This is a genomic window from Paenibacillus litoralis (assembly GCF_046244365.1).
Taxonomy (GTDB): domain Bacteria; phylum Bacillota; class Bacilli; order Paenibacillales; family NBRC-103111; genus Paenibacillus_V.
The window spans coordinates 5,085,604-5,103,211 of record NZ_CP176395.1 but is presented as its reverse complement, the minus strand read 5'-3'; the positions used below and the strand labels follow the sequence as shown (position 1 = coordinate 5,103,211).

The window sequence follows — 17,608 nt, the reverse complement described above, 5'->3', positions numbered from 1 at the left end:
GATGAGGTGTTGGGGGCTTATGAACGTCATCATTCCCTATGTTCAACTACCGGCAACCGCGGGGTACGTGGACCGGGATGAAAGTCCGGAAACGACGCCGGTCGGGAATTGGGGCTTTCCGTTTGCGCTTACAGCCGATTATATGGGCCGAAGCTTAGGTATTCATCTCGGATCGGTGACCCAAGTCGATAAGATCGAATTATGGTGCGCCGGTGTGACCGTAATCGGAAAAGCAAACATGTATCGCTTGTATGCCAGCTTGGACAATATGTCGTACACGGAGATCGAATCCTTCCAATTCCGTTCGCAGGTTATAGAGGGACGAACCGTCGACAGCTTTGCATTATCGGGTGTGCGAGCGCAATTTATTAAAATTCACATTCCTTCCGAGGAAGGAAACGGGCGATTCCCACTTCGCCTGCTGCAGCTCGACACTAGAGCCTATGCGGTCGACGTCAGCGTCGGTTCCCAATTGCCCGCATTAATCGGATTTAGAAGCGGAGACCTCATCCCCGAAATCGGAGCTCTTGAGGAATGGGGCAGCACGGCAACATTTGCCATAGATGTCTTGAGAAACAGCGTGGGCATCGATTTGGGAGAGGCTCGAGAGGTAGCGAGGATCGATCTGATTAACCGGTACTCCAGCTCCAAGGGGACGGGCAAAGGCGAAGAATATGCCTTATATTGGAGCGATGATAATGTGACCTATTCGCAAGTGGAGCATGTGGCCTTTACCCAGAAGATCGCCAATTTACAATTGGTCTACTCGTTCGAGCCGGATCCGATCAAGGCCAGATACTTTAAAGTGAATACACGCTTCAGGGACGGAGAATCGCATTTCGAGCTCTACGACAACCCCCAATTCAGAGTGAAGGCGTTCAGTCCAGCTCTTGATGGCTCGGAAGGAGGAATCTCCACAGCGCCGCTACCTGCAGCACAGCCATTCGCCGTTGGCTCTCGAACGGAATTGTTTATCTCGCGGGATTTGGTGGAGGCCATTGATGGCGTGAGCTATACCTTGCATCCGGGTGTCAAGCAGGGGGATCAACCAGTCCTCACCATGGACCGCCCCTGGGAGGGATACCGGCAGGTGATGTGGGGTGACGTGCTATTCGATGAAGAGGAGCAACTGTTCAAGATGTGGTACTTTACCGACACGGGAGGGAGTACCGAATATTTCCCGCATAGATGGCCCCTTCTGTATGCCACTAGCGAGGACGGGATCAACTGGAGCAAACCGTTAACGGGGACTTCCACGAACAACGGGGAGCCTGCCAACGCGGTAGCGATTAGCGGCGCCGTCGAGACGGCCAGCGTCATGAAGGATAAATCCGCACCCCGAAATGAACGGTACCGGATGGTCACGTTTACTTGGGATAAACGGTACCAAACCATGGTTTCGCCGGACGGGATCAACTGGACGTTCGCAGGGAGCTTCGGTTCGGGCCACGACGTCGCCTCTGCGGTATGGGACCCTTATCGCGAGAAGTACGTAGCTTTGCATAAGTGCAGTTTCACGGATCCCGGTTATTTTCATTCCGTACGCCGATTTTTTTACACGACTACAAGCAGCGACTTTCGAACGTGGACGCCGTCCTACCGCAGCTTGAATACGGATGCGGAAGATCAGCTTGTGGATCAGGTAGCCAAGAAGCTGGAGGAGATCGAGCCGCTGATGGAAGCTCCGGTTAACCGCTCCCTTATGCGGACTGATATTTATGGGGCGGGGCTGTACCCGCATGAGAGCGGGCTGATTGCATTCCCTTGGGTCTTTTATGCGAATGATGAAGAAGCGTATTACTACACCGTCGATGATGGAATCGATGACGTGCAATTGGCGTTCTCACGCGATGGCAACAACTGGTCGAGGGATCTCCGGGAACCGGTTATTCGGCGCGGCGAAGTAAGGACAGCGGGACCGGAAGCCACGGTACAGGATAACGCCGCAGTATCCGATTGGGATTGCGGATGGATCTATACCGCTTCCAAAGCATTCGACGTAGGGGATGAAGTATGGCTGTATTACAATGGTTCGAACTATACGCACACCCAACCGGCCCATCTATATGAAATCTATCCGGAGGGACATCCGCGCGCAGGACAATCTACCGGGCGATTCGATCACAAGACGGGGACAGGCGAGTTCAGGGGCGAAATCGGGTTGGTGAAATGGAAGCGGGATCGCTTCGTGTCCGTCGACGCTGGTCAATCGGAGGGAATGCTTACGACGAAGCCTATTCAGTTTGCTGGCAGCAAACTGCTCTTGAATGCCCGGATTGCAGCGGATGGTTACTTGAAAGCGGAATTGCTGGACGAACGCGGCAACGTGATTCCTGGTTTTAGTGCGGAGGAGTGCAGGGCTTTACAGGGAGATCAGATGCATAATCTTGTAATTTGGTCTGACCATAATAGCGTTGCTGAACTTACAGGCAGCGTGATCAGAATCAGGTTTTATCTAAAAAACGGACAATTGTTTTCCTACCGGTTTGCTGATTGACAATCGGCTGATTCAAAGCGTCAAGCCGTATACCGGTCCCGAGTTGTCGATAAATCAGCTCAGGCTCAGAAGAAATAACGTAAATCTCGAGTGGACGGGCAGCTGCGAGCCGGCTGTCCCGGATCCAACCCAGGGAGGCGTTATCCATGGTTCATACCGAAAACGGAAAAAAAACGGATTGCGTTTTTCGCTGTAACCATGCTCATATAGATGCTTACCGCCACTCAGCTCATCGCCTACTCGGAGGAGGATCCTCCGGCCCCGCTGCGCATCGTAGCGGACGGACAGGCGAATGCGACCGTGTTGGTGTCGGTATACGCCGACAACCAGACATGGGAAGCGGCCGATACACTGGTGGACTATGTGCATCGCTCGACTGGCACCGTGCTGCCTATCGTGACAGATGCGGCATTCGCTGCGGGAGGGAACAACGATGAGGGCATCCTCATCTATGTCGGACTCTCCGCGCCCGATGACGATCCCGGCATCTCGCAGCAGCTGCAAGGGATGGACAACGACGGCTTCATCATCGCGTCGCAAGGCAATCACATGACGATTATAGGCCCCAGCTCATGGGGAACCCGCTTGGGCGTATATGAATTTCTCGAACGGTACGTCGGCGTTATGTGGCTGATGCCGGCGGAATTCGCCGTCTCCCATCCGGAATTTTATCCGATGCGCAACGGCGCTCGATATATCCCCCGGTGTCGGCTGACAAGAAAATTATAACATTAAGAGTCGCGTATATCAGCGGCTCTTTTCATTTATGTTGTCATGTTCTTGTCTTGGGTCAATGACAAGAACTCGACAACATGCCCCACAGGTGACAAGAACATGACAACATACCCCCTTACCCCTTTTTCACCAGGTTGAAACTGTCGGATAGTTCCAGCTACTCAGTACTAGTTGAAATCGGACATCGATTGTATAGATTGTCCGATAGTCATGTCTCCTTATTATTCTTATGATAGAGAAAAAGACTTCCGAAAGACTCGATCTTTGCCGAAACGGGGCGGATTTCTTTCGTCCAAAGCGGGTTACGGAGAAAAGGGGGCGTGAAATGAAGCGTATCAGTAATATGATGCGTTCGATTTTTGCGAAATTGGTATTTGCCTTTATGATCGTGCTTATTCCGCTGTACGCATTAAGCTTGAATATGAACGATTCGGCGTCCCGCAGCGTGAAGGACCAGATTACAGCCTCGCTATATTCGCGGGTACAGTTCCATATGGACTCTCTCGAAACGGACTTCGACCGCATCATTCGTCTCGAGCAGGAATTCGTCAACGATGCCGATTTGACTAAGCTGAGCAACTCTGCCGCCATTATGGAGGACTTCGACAAGACTATCGTCATCAATCGGCTTAGAAGCCGTCTCGGCTTGTTAAAAACATCGAATCCATATATTTTGAACGTCGGCATTTTGATCGCATCGATCGATCGGACGTTATCCACAGACAATATCATCGATCCGATCGATCCAGGCGCGTTCCGTGAGCTTTCGCAGCCGACAAACCGCTATGTATCGCCATTTCTGACTTACAGCGACCGCTTATTCATCAGTGTCCCCTATCCGGAAATAGGCAGGCGGGAAGACCAGCAATTTATTATTGCGGTTGAGATCGACAAGGCGGAAATCAGCCGTGTTCTTCGCCGGCTCTCCGACAATGCGAAGGGCGGCGTTGCGTTATTCGACAACCGCTTACGCTGGCAAGTTTCCGACCGTCAGTCGGGTGAAGGCGATATCGATGCGGCCGAGCTGGCGCGAGGGCTCGGACTGTTAGCCGGCTCGGAGCGCGAAGCTTCCGGCGGGTCCGGTTACCGGACCGTTACGGTCGGCGGAACGCCGTATATCGTAGCTTACGAACAATCCCCATCACTCGACGCAACATTGCTTACCTATCTGCCGGAAAAGGTCGTTCTCGGATCTCTGCGGAAGTATCGCGACGGCTACCGGCTGCTTTCGATCGTCTCGGCAATCGTCGTCGTTCTGTTCTCATATCTGATCTACCGTTTGATCCATCGGCCGCTGCGTACGATGGTAGTAGCTTTCCGAAAGGTTGAGCACGGCAATTTGGACGCTCCCATCGTCCGCATGAACCGGGATGAATTCTCTTATTTATATTCGCAATACAACAGCATGATCGACCGGTTAAAGGTTCTTATTCATGAAGTGATCGAACATCAATACCGCATGCGGATATCCGAATTGAAGCAGCTGCAGCTGCAGATCAACCCGCATTTTTTATACAACAGTTTTTTTATCATTTATCGTATGGCCAAAGTCAACGAAACGGAAAATGTAATGCGCTTCGCCAAATATCTCGGACGTTATTACCAGTACATTACGCATAACAGTCAGCAAGAGGTGCCGCTTAAGGATGAATTGGATTTTGCCCGGACCTATGTCGAAATTCAAAAATACCGCTACGCCGGGCACGTCGAAATCGATTTTCCCGATCCTCCGCCATGGGTAGGGCAAATTCCGGTACCCCGTCTGATCCTGCAGCCGCTGCTCGAAAATTGCTACGAGCACGGGTTGACCGACCCGGAGAAGGACGGTATCATCTCCGTTTCGTTCCATGTAAGCGAAGACGGGGGCGTATTAACTATCGGTGTAGAAGACAATGGGGATTCATTGGAGGACGCCGAGCTGCCACGCCTAAGACAATCGCTGGACGCCGAGCTGGAGCCGCCCGAATCGACCGGGTTGTTCAATGTGCATCGCAGGCTTCGCATCAAATTCGGCATTGAAGGCGGCGTCCGGCTGGAGCGCAGCCGATTGGGCGGGCTGAAAGCGGAAGTCGTTCTTCCCCTTTCCTCCAAGCCTCAGGTCGAGAAGGAAGAGCAGAGGAGGAGTATGCCATGAACAGGCTGCTGATCGTGGACGACGAAAAAATGATCGTCGACGGCATTTACGAATTATTCGAACAATCAGCTATTGCCGATCTGGACATTTATCGCGCGTATTCCGGGAAAATGGCGCTGAAGCTGCTCGGGAGGACAAAATGCGACGTCGTGTTAAGCGACATCGCCATGCCCGGAATGGACGGTTTGCAGCTGCAGCGGGATATACACCGTTTATGGCCGCATTGTAAAGTCATTTTTTTGACCAGTCATAACGACTTTCATTACGCTCACAATGCTTTAAGAAGCGGCATCTTTGATTATGTGCTAAAAACCGAGGAAGACGACCATATCATCGACGCCGTGCGAAGAGCGTTGGACACTCTGGAAGCGGAACGGCGAAGTGAAGCGTTCATTGATCAAGCGCGCAAGCAGCTGCATGAGGCGCTCCCCGCTTTAAGCAAGGAGCATCTGCGTAAAATTTGCAATGGCATCTTCGCACCTGCGGACATCGCGCCGTCAACATTCGCCGAGCTCCACATTCCGCTCGACGCTTCCAAGCCGGTCTGGCCGATTATCGGACGCGTAGATGATTGGAACGGTTACGAAAGCGCCGCAGATCGGGCGTTGTTGACCTATGCGCTGCAGAATATGAGCGGAGAATATTTTGTTTCGGGGCGATTCTATATGATTGCGCTCGATAGCACCCATTTCGCCATGTTCGTGCAAGCGCGGGAAAGGGAGGAGATGCCGGAAGACGCGGAGCGTCACAGCGGGGAGCAGCAGCTCCGCTTGTTTATCGTGGAAACGGTGGAGATGATCCGCTCATCCGTGAAGCAGCTGTGCAAACTTCCCGTCTCGTTCGCCGTCGGCCAAGGTCCGGTGATGTGGGATAGGCTTTATCAAGCATTCGAGCGTTTGCGCAAACTGCTCGTACGAGGCCTCGGCAGCAGCGGCGAGATGATCGTGTGCGAGGGGACGCCGTTTACCGACGTCCCCGCCGCTGCTTCGGACAGTCACCGTCAAACGGTGCAGACGATCATTCGGCGGCTGGGCGACATTGAATTGACGGATCGGCGCCAGCACGATCGGTTTGCGGAAGTGATTCAAGAACTTCAAGCATGCCTCGCATCCGGTTTCACTACTTCCTTGTATCTTGAAGTTTATTATTCGCTTGCCGCCCACCTATTGTCGGAAATGAGCCGCTGGGCGCCTCATTTGCTGCAAGCCGATACCGGAATCGAGTCAATTCTGGAATTCCGTGCGGAGAAGTCCTATGCGATCGCCCTTGACGATTTGATCAAGCTGTCCGCACGGCTCTTGGACGAAAGCATCGCGGATCAGCGCGAGCGGACTCACCAGGTTATCCGCAAGCTGCATCAATATATAGCGGATAATCTTGACCGGGATTTATCGCTGACGGCGCTGTCCGATGTGGTGTACTTGAACCCTGTTTATTTGTCGCGGCTATACAAGCAGTCGACAGGAATCGGACTGGTCGATTACATTAACGATATTCGGATGCAGCGTGCGAAATCGCATCTCGCCGAAACGCAGCTCAAAATACACGAAATCGCCCGAAGCATCGGAATCGAAACGCCGACTTATTTCGCCCGGCTGTTCAAGCGCAGGGAAGGCATCACGCCGCAGGAATATCGGGACCGGTTCAACAAGTAGAAATCGGTTGACGAAAGTTGAGAATGTACGATAGCCGCAGCTCCGCTCTCTTTCTATAATCATATTAACAAACAAACAAACATTGTTTGCAAAGGGGATACAACGATGAAAGGAACGGCCATGTGGACCCGAATGGCATCAGTCATTGCAGCGTCGCAGCTTCTTTTCTTCACAGCAGCTTGTTCCACGTCGGGATCGGAAGAGGAAGGAAACGGGAGCAAACCTTCCGCAGCTGTCCCAATAGAAACCGGCGGCAAGGAAGCGAAAAGCCCGTCTGCCTCCTCACCGCTCGGCAAATACGACCCGCCGATCGAGATTACGAGCGCCCGTATCGTCGATGCTTCCTACAAGTACGATAAGGGAGATACGATTGAAAACAATATTTGGACGAAAGCGTATTTGGACGAGCTGGGCATCAAGCTGAAATACGTCTGGGTAGTCGGAAGCAATCAAGCCGAGCAAAAGATGAATGTTGCGGTCTCTTCGGGCGATGTGCCGGAATTTTCGCTGGTTAACTCGCGTCAATTGAAGCAGCTTGCGGATGCCGATATGCTGATGGATCTGACGGATATTTACAAAATGTACGCTTCTGAGCTTACGAAGCAGCTGCATCTCGAGGACGGTCCCAACGCGCTGAAAGCGGCGACGATCGACGGCAAGCTGATGGCGATTCCGGAAAGCGGCGCAACGATTGAAAACGCCCAGATGATCTGGCTTCGGACCGATTGGCTGCAAAAGCTGCATATACCCGAACCGAAGACGATGGACGATCTGGTACGGATTGCCGAAGCGTTCGCCAAGCAAGATCCGGACGGCAATGGCAAGCATGATACGTACGGCATGTTTTTGTCAAAGGAGCTTTATGTAGAAGGATTTTTCAGCGGCCATCACGCTTATCCAAGAATCTATTTGCAGGATGCATCGGGATCGCTCGTTTATGGCAGCGTTCAACCGGAGATAAAACCGGTGCTGCAGAAGCTCCAGGATATGTACAAAGCGGGTTTGATCGACAAGGAGTTCGGCGTCAAGCCTTTTGACAAAGCGACGGAAGACGTGAAAGCAGGCAAAATCGGTTTCATGTTCGGCTCCATGGCAAGCCCGATGTTTCCTCTAAGCGACAACAAGAAAAACGACCCCAAAGCAGAATGGAGACCGTATTCGCTCGTTTCCGTCGATGACAAACCGGCTTTGGTGCAAACTCCGGCAACAACGATCTATAACTATTATGTCGTGAAGAAAGGGACGAAGCACCCGGAAGCGCTGATCAAGATGATCAACCTCTACGCGGAAAAGGGATATGGTGATCATCCGAATCCGGTGTTTTTCAACAACAACGGGTTGGAAACGTTCAAATATGCTCCGTTCAAGGTATGGCCGCCTGAAGTCAATTTGAATACGCAGCGGAATATAACCGCCACGCTGATGAATGGCGATGCATCCAAGTTAAGGTACGATCAGAAAAAAATCTACGACATGATCGTCAATTACCGGACAAACGGCGACGTTAACGACTGGGGAATGGATCGCGTATTTAGCGATAGCGGATCGTTCGGCATTCTCGACCGGTATTTGAATGAGAAAAAGCAGGTCAAAAACGCATTCTTCGGGACGCCGACCAAAACGATGGCCTTGAAAGGTTCTACAGCGTTCGCGTTAGAAATGGAAACGTTTACAAAAATAATTATGGGGGCGCCGATTGACGAATTCGACCGGTTTGTCGAACAAAGGAACCGGCTTGGCGGCAGCCAAATTACGCAAGAAGTGAATGATTGGTACTTGAAACAGAAGTGAAGCTGCTTGAAGCGGAGGGGAAGACTTGCGCATCAAAAGGCCGGGGCCAGCGAGTACGCGCGCAATCGAACCGGTACGATCGGGCAAGTGGAAGCGGGAGCTTCCGCTGCACCTCATGTTTGCGCCCGCCCTGTTACTTATCTTGATATTTAGCTATGTTCCGATGTTCGGAATCGTAATCGCCTTCCAGGAGTTTAGCCCTGCCAAAGGAGTCGCCCGCTCCGAATGGGTCGGTCTCAACAACTTCCGGTATGTGATGGAGCTGCCCGGAGTGCTGCGTATTTTATGGAACACCGTATCGATTGCCGTTATGAAAATAGCTGCAGGAACTGCCGTACCTATCGCCGTTTCGCTGCTGCTCAACGAGATGCGCAAGCAATGGATAAAGCACGGCATCCAAACGCTGATTTATTTGCCACATTTTTTATCTTGGGTTGTTCTTGGCGGCATGCTGATCGATTTCTTGTCTTTGACAGGCATCGTAAATACGGCGATTACGGGGATCGGTTTAAAGCCTGTGTTTTTTATGGGCGATAACAAGTGGTTTCCTTATGTACTGGTTGCATCCGACGTATGGAAAGAATTCGGCTTCAGCACGATCGTTTATCTGGCGGCTCTTACCGCGATTAATCCTTCGCTTTACGAAGCGGCTGTTATGGATGGAGCCAACCGTCGGCAGCGGATGCTTCATATTACGCTGCCAGGCATGATGCCGATCATTGTATTGATGATGACGTTAAGCTTGGGCAGCGTGTTGAACGCGGGATTCGATCAGGTTTTCAATCTATACAGTCCGATTGTTTACGAAAGCGGCGATATCATCGATACCTTCGTGTACCGGATCGGCATGATTGATGCGCAATACGGCGTGGCTACCGCTGTGGGGCTCATGAAATCGCTCGTTTCGTTCGTGCTTATTTCCGCGTCTTACTTGCTCGCTTATCGATTGGCCAATTATCGCATTTTTTGATCCGTTTACGGGGAAAGGGGGTGACCGTTTCGTGCCGATCTCGCTCGGCTGGGTCAGTCGTTTGTACAGCACGGTCATTTATGTATCCTTGATTACGATTGCGGTGTTGTGCACGATTCCGCCGATACATGTGCTTGCCGTCTCGCTAAGCACCGGCAGCGCGGCGGGAGCCGGGACGGTAACCTTGCTTCCGGTCAAATTCACCCTTCAAGCTTATGATTTCGTACTGAGCAAACCGGAATTTCACCGCTCCTTGCGGGTTACGCTGGAACGGGTGGCGCTCGGCGTTCCGATCAGCATGCTGCTTACGATCATGGCGGCGTATCCTTTGGCCAAAGAAAACAAACATTTTCGTTTCAGGACGATGTATGTATGGCTGCTTGTCATTACGATCCTGTTTAGCGGCGGCTTCATTCCATGGTACATGACGGTTAGAGCGGCCGGGCTGCTCGACACGATCTGGGGACTCGTGCTGCCCGGGGCCGTGCCGGTGTTTAACATCATCCTGCTCTTGAATTTTTTTCGCGGCTTGCCGAAGGAGCTGGAAGAATCGGCATTTATGGACGGGGCCGGCCATTGGAAGACGCTGTGGCGCATACATGTCCCGCTTTCTTTGCCGGCGCTGGCGACCGTGACATTGTTCACGACCGTAGGTCATTGGAACGCATGGTTCGACGGATTGATCCTGATGAATAAGCCGGAGCATTATCCGCTGCAAAGCTATTTGCAGACGGTGGTCATCAACGTCGATGCGAGGCTGCTGGCGAGCGGCGATCTGCAAATGATCAAGGAAGCCGGCAATCAGAACGTCAGGGCTGCACATATCATCCTCGGATCTTTGCCGATTTTATTGTTGTATCCGTTCCTGCAGCGGTTTTTCATGAAGGGCATCGTGCTCGGGAGCGTAAAAGAATGAAAACGGCGGACTACAGTATGGAGGTGAGCCCATGTAGATATATTGCGGCAGATAATTTTAAAAGGCGGGAGATTGTAGCATGATGCAAGATGGGTCTGATGATTGCGAAAGTATCCTAATTTAAGGAGCTAAAATCATGACTGAGAAAAAGCAGCAATCCAATTCGAATAGCCATATCATTGATACGAAGATGAGCAGGCGGAAACTGTTAAGCGTAGCGGGGTCGGCAGTGGTGGCAGGGGCATTGTTAGGAAGCGAAAAGGTATTGGCCCGTCAAGGCGATGATGAAGTGGATAGCGTAAACGGGAAGGCAGTCGGTATTAAGAGAAACGTGGAAGAAATGATGCAGGAATTTACACAGGAGTGTTCAGAGCGTTTGGCGGATATTGTCACAAACGTGAAGTCCTTCGGTGCGACCGGCGACGGCACGACGGATGATACCGCTGCCATTAGGGATGCTATAGAATCCATAAGAACTACCGGAGGCACCGTGCTTTTTCCGAAAGGCACCTATAGATGCAGATCTGTCGTAGTACCGTCAAACATTACGATTCAAGGGAATCATGCGGTTATAAAAGCGAAAGACGTATTTTATACCATAACGACAAGCGCTGTAAGCACGAACGGAACAAGCGTAACCGTTCAAGATCCCGATGGCGTAAACATAGGCGATGTCGTCTCCGTAAAGAGTAATGTAACGGATCTGGTCATCGTAACGGGCAAAACAGGGAATACGATTCAAGTAAAACCGATGAGGATTTTTAAAGGAGCCTCCGAGACGCATACGGGATTCAAATGGAGTCATGCTTCCGGCGCGAATTTTGCCGTGATGCCGCAAATCTTTTGGGTTACGCAAGGCTTAACGACGGATAGCGATGCAATGGACGGTACCCCGAAAACAGGCGGAGTCGAAAACGTAACCATTACGGGGATCACGTTCGTAGGGTCCAAAAACAGCAACGATTACAGCAAGTTTACCGTATACGATTTGGTCTCGGGCGGAGCCGTATTTTTCTATAGAACCGCTAATTGCAACGTCTCGCACTGCATTTTCGAGGATACGTACAGTGCGTCTGTCGTTTTTTACGGTTGGAATACGAATTTCGAGTTTAGTTCCAATATATGCAGGAATATAGGTTACGTCATTCCGACAACCGTATCGCCGCAAATAAGAGACAGCACCAGCGGAGTGACGATGCATTGGGATCAGCGTTATACCTCGCAGACCAGTCTTCATGTTTCCGACTCGTACGTGATCGAGAACAATACGTTCAAGCATTGCTGGAACGGCGGCGTATTCGCATCCGCTACGAATAACGGCGCGATCCTGAACAATGATGTCGACGACTTCGTTTCTCACGGTATCGCCGTGTACGGCGGAGACCTGGGTATTGGAAGCTCGGCTGTCACCGTCGCCAACAACACGATCAGGAACGGAAGAAACACCGGCGATTCGCTCGGTTTCGGTATGGGCATCTGGCTGTCGATTATTAGCAAGAGCTGCAGTGCGGCAAATAACTTTATTGACAATTGTGAAAAAGGCATTGTTGTGAACGGCATGAGTAACACGAATATTACGGGCAATACGATATCGAATTGTACAACCGCCTTTATCGAATTTAAGCTTCGAAATGTGAGCGTGAAGGTTTCCGACAATATTTTTATGCTGGTGTACGGGTACCCGGACAGCAAAACGGGCTCGAGCATCGTTGTGCTGGACAGCTCTGGAAGCGCTAACGACAATGTGAGCATTATGTTTCAAAGCAATCTTTATGCCTTGTCCGGCTCGTTCAAAGGTTCCAGTATTGTCAGCGTAATCAAAAGCAACGACACGTTATTTGTCGGCGAAAAGGGGCATTCGTTCGTGCCGTTTGCTTCGGTCACCGATGTGACTTCCGCCAAAAAGCCGAAAATGCTGCATTGCGATTTCACAGGTATGGGCGGGAGCGGGGTTGCGGCCGGAAAGGCGTCGCTATTGAATTGCATGGACAATAACGGAAAGACGAGGACGATTTTGGCCGATTCGGTCATGACCTACAATGACAAGGAAGTTGCCGTAGTAAACAGCGGCGCCACGGGCGTCCGCCCAACCGGTGTGCCGGTCGGTTATTCTTATTTCGATACGACCTTGGGCAAGCCGATCTGGTGGAGCGGGGCGGGCTGGAAGGATAGCTCTGGTGCTGTCATGTAATCGTAGTGTGTATATCAGATAAAAGGAGCTAAAGGACATGTCTAAGGAATTGCAGGAAGAGCTTTCAGCAACGCTTTCGGATCAAGTAGCAAACGTGAAGTCATTTGGTGCGGCCGGCGATGGAGAAATGGATGATACCGATGCGATCCGGGCTGCAATAGAATCCATAAGAGCCACAGGCGGTACTTTGTTTTTTCCAAGCGGCACCTATAGATGTAGGGCTGTTGTAGTACCATCCAATATTACGATTATCGGGAATCATGCAGTTATTAAAGCTAAAGATGTATGTTACACAAAAACAACCAGTGCCGCATCTGTGAACGGTACAAGTGTAACGGTACAAAATCCGGATGGTGTACATGTAGGCGATGTTATCTCTATAAAAAGCACCGAATCGGAGTTATTGGTTGTAACGGGGAAGAGCGGGGATGTTATTCAAATAGAGCCTATGCGGATTTTCAAGCATATCGCAGGGACACATACAGGATTTAAATATGAGCATGGTTCCGGCTCGGATTTTATTGTGTTGTCTCAAATCTTTTGGGTTACTCAAGGGTTAACGACACAAAGTGATCATTCGGACCATATCCCCAAAACAGGTGGAGTTGAAAACGTTACCTTTAAAGGGATCAAGTTCGTTGGGTCCAAAAACAGCCATGATTATAGCAAGTTTACCGTATTTGAATTGATTGCGAGTGGAGCCATATTCTTTTATAGAACCACAAATTGTAATGTATCCAACTGTCTATTTGAGGATACGTACAATAATTCTGTGAACTATTACGGGTGGAATACAAATTTTGAGTTTAGCTCTAATACATGCAGGAATGTGGGCTATGTCATCCCGACTAGCGTATCACCACAATTTCGGGACAGTACGTGCGGGATTTGCCTGCATTGGGATATGCGCTATGACTCGAAAACCAGTCCGCATGTTTCCGACTCGTATGTCATCGAGAACAATACATTCAATCATTGCTGGAACGGCGGCGTATTTGCTTCTGCTACCAACAACGGATCGATCCTGAACAATGATGTCGACGGCTTTGTTTCTCACGGTATTGTTGTGTATGGCGGGGATTTTGGGATAGGCAGCTCGGCCGTTATCGTTGCCAACAATACAGTCAGGAACGGAAGAAACGAAGGCGATCCGCTCGGTTACGGCATGGGCATCTGGTTGTCGATTATTAGTAAAAGCTGCAGTGCGACTAATAACTTCGTTGACAATTGTGAAAAAGGTATCGTTGTAAACGGAGTTAGGAATACGAATATTTCCAATAATATCGTTTCGAATTGTACGACCAGCTTTATCGAATTTACGCTTTCGAATAGGAGCGTGAACGTCTGCAACAATATTTTTATGCTGGAGGACGGGTACACGGATAGTAAAGAGGGGTCATGCGTCGTTCTTATAGATAGCTCGAATAGCGTAAACGATAATGCCAATTTTGTCATGCAAAGCAATCTTTATTCCTGTTCCACCTCCTTCAAAGGCTCGCATATTACACGTGTCATTGAAGGCAACGACACGCATTTTATGAATGAAAGAGGGCAGGCGTCTGTTCCGTTTGCCTCGATTAGCGATGTGGTCTTCGCCAAAAAGCCGAAAATGATGAACTGCGATTTCACGGGCATGGCCGGCAGCGGAGTTGCCGCAGGCCAGGCGTGGCTGTTGAATTGTCTGGAGGCAGACGGGACGTTAAGGACAGATTTGGATACAGCAGCTATAACGGATAATGACCAACATCCATAAATCATGTGGTCAGACCATAATATCAATTATTATTAGGAGGGGTTATGGAAATGGTTAAATCGTGGGGACGTTTGGCGCTTGTAAGTGTGGTGACTGCTTCTTTGCTGGCTGCGTGCAGCGGGAATACGGAAGCGCCAAAGGGGACGGAAGCATCAAAAGGCACGGAGACGCCGAAAAGCACGGAATCGCCTAAGCCGAAAGAGACTGTGGAAATATCGATTATGCATTACAACGGCGCTTGGAGCGAAGAACAAACGGCGAAGGTGTTCGCGGAACCGATTATGAAAAAGTATCCGCATATCAAAGTTAAGGCGATCGGCTCTACGGGAAAGCCACTGGCTGAGGAACTGGCGCAGCGGGTCGTTACCGGCAATGTGCCGGATTTGATAATGACCACCCCGGGTGTCGGATTCGAAACGACGATTCGTCAATTTAAAGGCGAGTACGATTTGACGCCGCTTATCAAGACATTCAACTATGACTTGAATCAGTTGGACCCGGAGGCGCTTAAAGTCGCCCAAATGTTGTCGACGAATAAGGAGCTTTACAGCCTTCCGATCTACATGTCGCCGAATACGATCTATTACAACAAGGCCATATTCGAAAAGTTCGGCGTCGCTTTGCCGAAAGACGGTATGACATGGGATGACTTATACGAGACGACCAAAAAGCTGACACGCAATGAAAACGGCGTACAATACCGCGGCTTTATGCTTTCGGGTTTTCATTTAATGAGACTGAATCAAGTGTCACAAAAAATGTTCGACAGCTCAGGGGAGAAGCTTGCATTCGACACGTTGGAATATAAAAACTATCTGAAGGACATCTTCCGCATATACGACCTTCCCGGCTACGATATGAACAAAGTGTTACAGGCTGCCAACTTGAATATGTTCTTAAAAGACCAAACGGTCGCTATGCTCGAGCCGGGCGGCGTACTGATTGATGAGAAGCAGCTCGCGGCTCTTGGAGATCAATGGGATTTCACTTCCTTTCCTTCGTTAAAAGAAAAACCTGGCGTCGGCTATCAGCCGTATCCGTTCGTTATTTCGATGTTTAATACGAGCAAACACAAGGAAGAAGCTTTTCAAGCGATGGCTTATTTAACCTCCGCCGAGTTTCAGGCAACGGCTACCAAACAAGGAAGTCTGCTGCCGGTGCTAAAGGACAAATCGATCGTAGGGACATTCGGACAGGAGTCCGCTTTCTATAAAGGTAAGAATGTCGGCGCTCTGCTGCCAAAGCAGTTTACGCCGGTACCGAATGAGCCGACTTCCCCCTATAGGGATATTGCTCAGAATGAACTTGTAAACATCTTTGCTAACGTCGTTCACGCCAGGATGGAAATGAACCAGGCCTTCCGCGAGGCCATGGAGAGGGCCGATAAAAAAATCGCAGAGGCGAAAGTGGCCAAAGGCGCCAAAGGCGCCAAGTAGCGAAGGGCCTCAATATCCCTTAAGGAGAATTTTCATGACTTTACCAAACAAAATAGGCGTCATCGTCGACAGCTTCCGGGTCGGCGTGAACGAAGGGTTGAAGAAAGCGAAGGCGGTCGGTGCGGACGGCGTGCAAATGCACGCCGTTCGCGGGGAAATGGACCCGAACAATTTATCGCAGGCCGCAAGAAAGGAATTAAAGGCATATATCGGCTCCCTCGGGCTGGACATATCGGCTTTGTGCGGGGATTTAGGCGGCTACGGTTTCCAGGACCGAAAGGTCAATCCGGATAAAATCGAGAAGTCCAAGCGGATTCTCGATCTCGCCGTGGATCTGGGGACGAATGTGGTGACGACGCATATCGGCCATATTCCGGAAGATGCGGACGATCCGATTTGCGTGGAAATGCGGCAAGCTTGCGAGAAGCTATCCGAATACGCTGCTAGCAAAGGAGCTTATTTTGCGATCGAAACCGGTCCGGAAACGGCCGAGCGGCTGAAACGTTTCCTGGATTCCTTCAGCTCGAAAGGGGTCTCGGTCAATTTCGACCCGGCCAACATGGTAATGGTGACAGGCGACGATCCGGCGCAAGGCGTCCGTTTGTTGAAAAGCTACATCGTCCACACCCATGCCAAAGACGGGGTAAATCTCCGCAAAGTCGATCCGCGCATCGTTTACAGTCCGCTTGGTTTCAATCCGATGGACAACGAGGAAACCGCTGCGATGATGGAGGGCGGCAGAATATTCAGGGAGGTTCCGCTCGGAGAAGGCTCCGTAAACTTTGACGCCTATTTCGGAGCGCTCAAAGAGATCGGGTATACGGGCTATTTGACCATCGAACGCGAAGTGGGCGACAACCCGGAGGCTGATATTCGCCGGGCGGTGGAATTTATTCGCAGCTATCGATAATCTTGCTGCACAACATTGGATTTCCTACAGTGAGAATCCGATTGCTACGGGGAACGAGTAAGCACCGAGAGGCCGCGTCGGACGCGGGTTTGGGGGCTGTGACAGGTTGTGAGCAAGTGACCTGTTGCGGCCCTCTTTTGGCTTTTCTGTCAACAGCTTGCAAACAAGAATCCGACGAAAGCAGTTGCAAGAACCACGGAGCCAGCCACGGTGAGGCAGTCGGGTCAGGTGGTTGTTGAATGGCATCATGCGCCCTGCCGCTGGCCGCCACAAACAGGCGCGGCGCAACCTTTCGTGCGGAGCAAGTGGACGATCGGCTTTGGGAGCAATTCGCTTGGCTTTCCTTGGCGTTCCGGGTATCCACGGGTTTGGCGGCATGGGCATGGGGAACGGGGAGGTTCGGGGGAGTAGTCTCACCGGAACCGGAGCCGTCCGACCGTGCAAACCATCATGACCGGGAGCCGTTCGGGACAACAGTCCTCCCGGAACCCGACAACCGCCGGAGCCGAACGCAGGAACAGCAAGAGCAAGCATAGATTCAGCCACAGCATGGGTACTCGCTTGGCTTCTCTTGCTTGCTCTTGAGTTATTATTTGTCAAGGGGGTAGCCGCAAGCGGGG

General features: G+C 51.0%; 12 protein-coding genes. All 12 read left to right on the top strand.

Features of this window, described 5'->3' with window-relative positions:
* Positions 1–19 precede the first annotated feature (19 nt).
* The 12 genes from ACKGJP_RS21400 to ACKGJP_RS21345 all read left to right on the top strand — a co-directional run bounded on the left by ACKGJP_RS21400 (position 20) and on the right by ACKGJP_RS21345 (position 17,524).
* On the top strand, positions 20–2,497 hold the full coding sequence (locus ACKGJP_RS21400) for a discoidin domain-containing protein (RefSeq protein ID WP_409340829.1): 2,478 nt from the start codon (positions 20–22) through the stop codon (positions 2,495–2,497).
* A 210-nt stretch (positions 2,498–2,707) separates the two neighbouring features.
* Positions 2,708–3,226 carry a hypothetical protein gene (locus tag ACKGJP_RS21395; RefSeq protein WP_409340828.1) on the top strand — a complete coding sequence of 173 codons (519 nt, stop codon included), beginning with the start codon at positions 2,708–2,710 and terminating at the stop codon, positions 3,224–3,226.
* Positions 3,227–3,557: 331 nt separating this feature from the next.
* Positions 3,558–5,366 (top strand): histidine kinase, encoded by a 1,809-nt coding sequence (locus tag ACKGJP_RS21390; protein WP_409340827.1) that lies wholly within the window; start codon positions 3,558–3,560, stop codon positions 5,364–5,366.
* The gene (locus ACKGJP_RS21385; RefSeq protein ID WP_409340826.1) at positions 5,363–7,021 is read left to right on the top strand and encodes a response regulator; all 1,659 of its coding nucleotides are present in this window, start codon (positions 5,363–5,365) and stop codon (positions 7,019–7,021) included. The genes ACKGJP_RS21390 and ACKGJP_RS21385 overlap by 4 nt, the downstream gene beginning before the upstream one ends.
* A gap of 105 nt (positions 7,022–7,126) precedes the next feature.
* On the top strand, positions 7,127–8,812 hold the full coding sequence (locus tag ACKGJP_RS21380) for an extracellular solute-binding protein (RefSeq protein WP_409340825.1): 1,686 nt from the start codon (positions 7,127–7,129) through the stop codon (positions 8,810–8,812).
* Between the two features lie 115 nt (positions 8,813–8,927).
* The gene (locus ACKGJP_RS21375; RefSeq protein ID WP_409347224.1) at positions 8,928–9,782 is read left to right on the top strand and encodes an ABC transporter permease; all 855 of its coding nucleotides are present in this window, start codon (positions 8,928–8,930) and stop codon (positions 9,780–9,782) included.
* Between the two features lie 31 nt (positions 9,783–9,813).
* Entirely contained in the window at positions 9,814–10,698 is an 885-nt protein-coding gene (locus ACKGJP_RS21370) for a carbohydrate ABC transporter permease (protein ID WP_409340824.1), read from the top strand.
* Positions 10,699–10,834: 136 nt separating this feature from the next.
* Entirely contained in the window at positions 10,835–12,889 is a 2,055-nt protein-coding gene (locus tag ACKGJP_RS21365) for a glycosyl hydrolase family 28-related protein (protein WP_409340823.1), read from the top strand.
* Between the two features lie 37 nt (positions 12,890–12,926).
* A complete protein-coding gene (locus tag ACKGJP_RS21360; protein ID WP_409340822.1) occupies positions 12,927–14,642 on the top strand; it encodes a glycosyl hydrolase family 28-related protein in 1,716 nt (571 codons plus the stop codon).
* A 50-nt stretch (positions 14,643–14,692) separates the two neighbouring features.
* Positions 14,693–16,078 (top strand): ABC transporter substrate-binding protein, encoded by a 1,386-nt coding sequence (locus ACKGJP_RS21355; RefSeq protein ID WP_409340821.1) that lies wholly within the window; start codon positions 14,693–14,695, stop codon positions 16,076–16,078.
* Positions 16,079–16,112: 34 nt separating this feature from the next.
* Positions 16,113–16,988, top strand: coding sequence for a sugar phosphate isomerase/epimerase family protein (locus ACKGJP_RS21350; protein WP_409340820.1), 876 nt, complete (start codon positions 16,113–16,115; stop codon positions 16,986–16,988).
* A gap of 239 nt (positions 16,989–17,227) precedes the next feature.
* Positions 17,228–17,524 (top strand): hypothetical protein, encoded by a 297-nt coding sequence (locus ACKGJP_RS21345; RefSeq protein ID WP_409340819.1) that lies wholly within the window; start codon positions 17,228–17,230, stop codon positions 17,522–17,524.
* Positions 17,525–17,608 lie beyond the last annotated feature (84 nt).

Bases quoted from the DNA above. Each gene is read 5' to 3' on its own strand.
- ACKGJP_RS21400 (WP_409340829.1), top strand. From the start codon at position 20: ATGAACGTCATCATTCCCTATGTTCAACTACCGGCAACCGCGGGGTAC.
- ACKGJP_RS21395 (WP_409340828.1), top strand. From the start codon at position 2,708: ATGCTTACCGCCACTCAGCTCATCGCCTACTCGGAGGAGGATCCTCCG.
- ACKGJP_RS21390 (WP_409340827.1), top strand. From the start codon at position 3,558: ATGAAGCGTATCAGTAATATGATGCGTTCGATTTTTGCGAAATTGGTA.
- ACKGJP_RS21385 (WP_409340826.1), top strand. From the start codon at position 5,363: ATGAACAGGCTGCTGATCGTGGACGACGAAAAAATGATCGTCGACGGC.
- ACKGJP_RS21380 (WP_409340825.1), top strand. From the start codon at position 7,127: ATGAAAGGAACGGCCATGTGGACCCGAATGGCATCAGTCATTGCAGCG.
- ACKGJP_RS21375 (WP_409347224.1), top strand. From the start codon at position 8,928: ATGTTTGCGCCCGCCCTGTTACTTATCTTGATATTTAGCTATGTTCCG.
- ACKGJP_RS21365 (WP_409340823.1), top strand. From the start codon at position 10,835: ATGACTGAGAAAAAGCAGCAATCCAATTCGAATAGCCATATCATTGAT.
- ACKGJP_RS21360 (WP_409340822.1), top strand. From the start codon at position 12,927: ATGTCTAAGGAATTGCAGGAAGAGCTTTCAGCAACGCTTTCGGATCAA.
- ACKGJP_RS21355 (WP_409340821.1), top strand. From the start codon at position 14,693: ATGGTTAAATCGTGGGGACGTTTGGCGCTTGTAAGTGTGGTGACTGCT.
- ACKGJP_RS21350 (WP_409340820.1), top strand. From the start codon at position 16,113: ATGACTTTACCAAACAAAATAGGCGTCATCGTCGACAGCTTCCGGGTC.
- ACKGJP_RS21345 (WP_409340819.1), top strand. From the start codon at position 17,228: ATGGCATCATGCGCCCTGCCGCTGGCCGCCACAAACAGGCGCGGCGCA.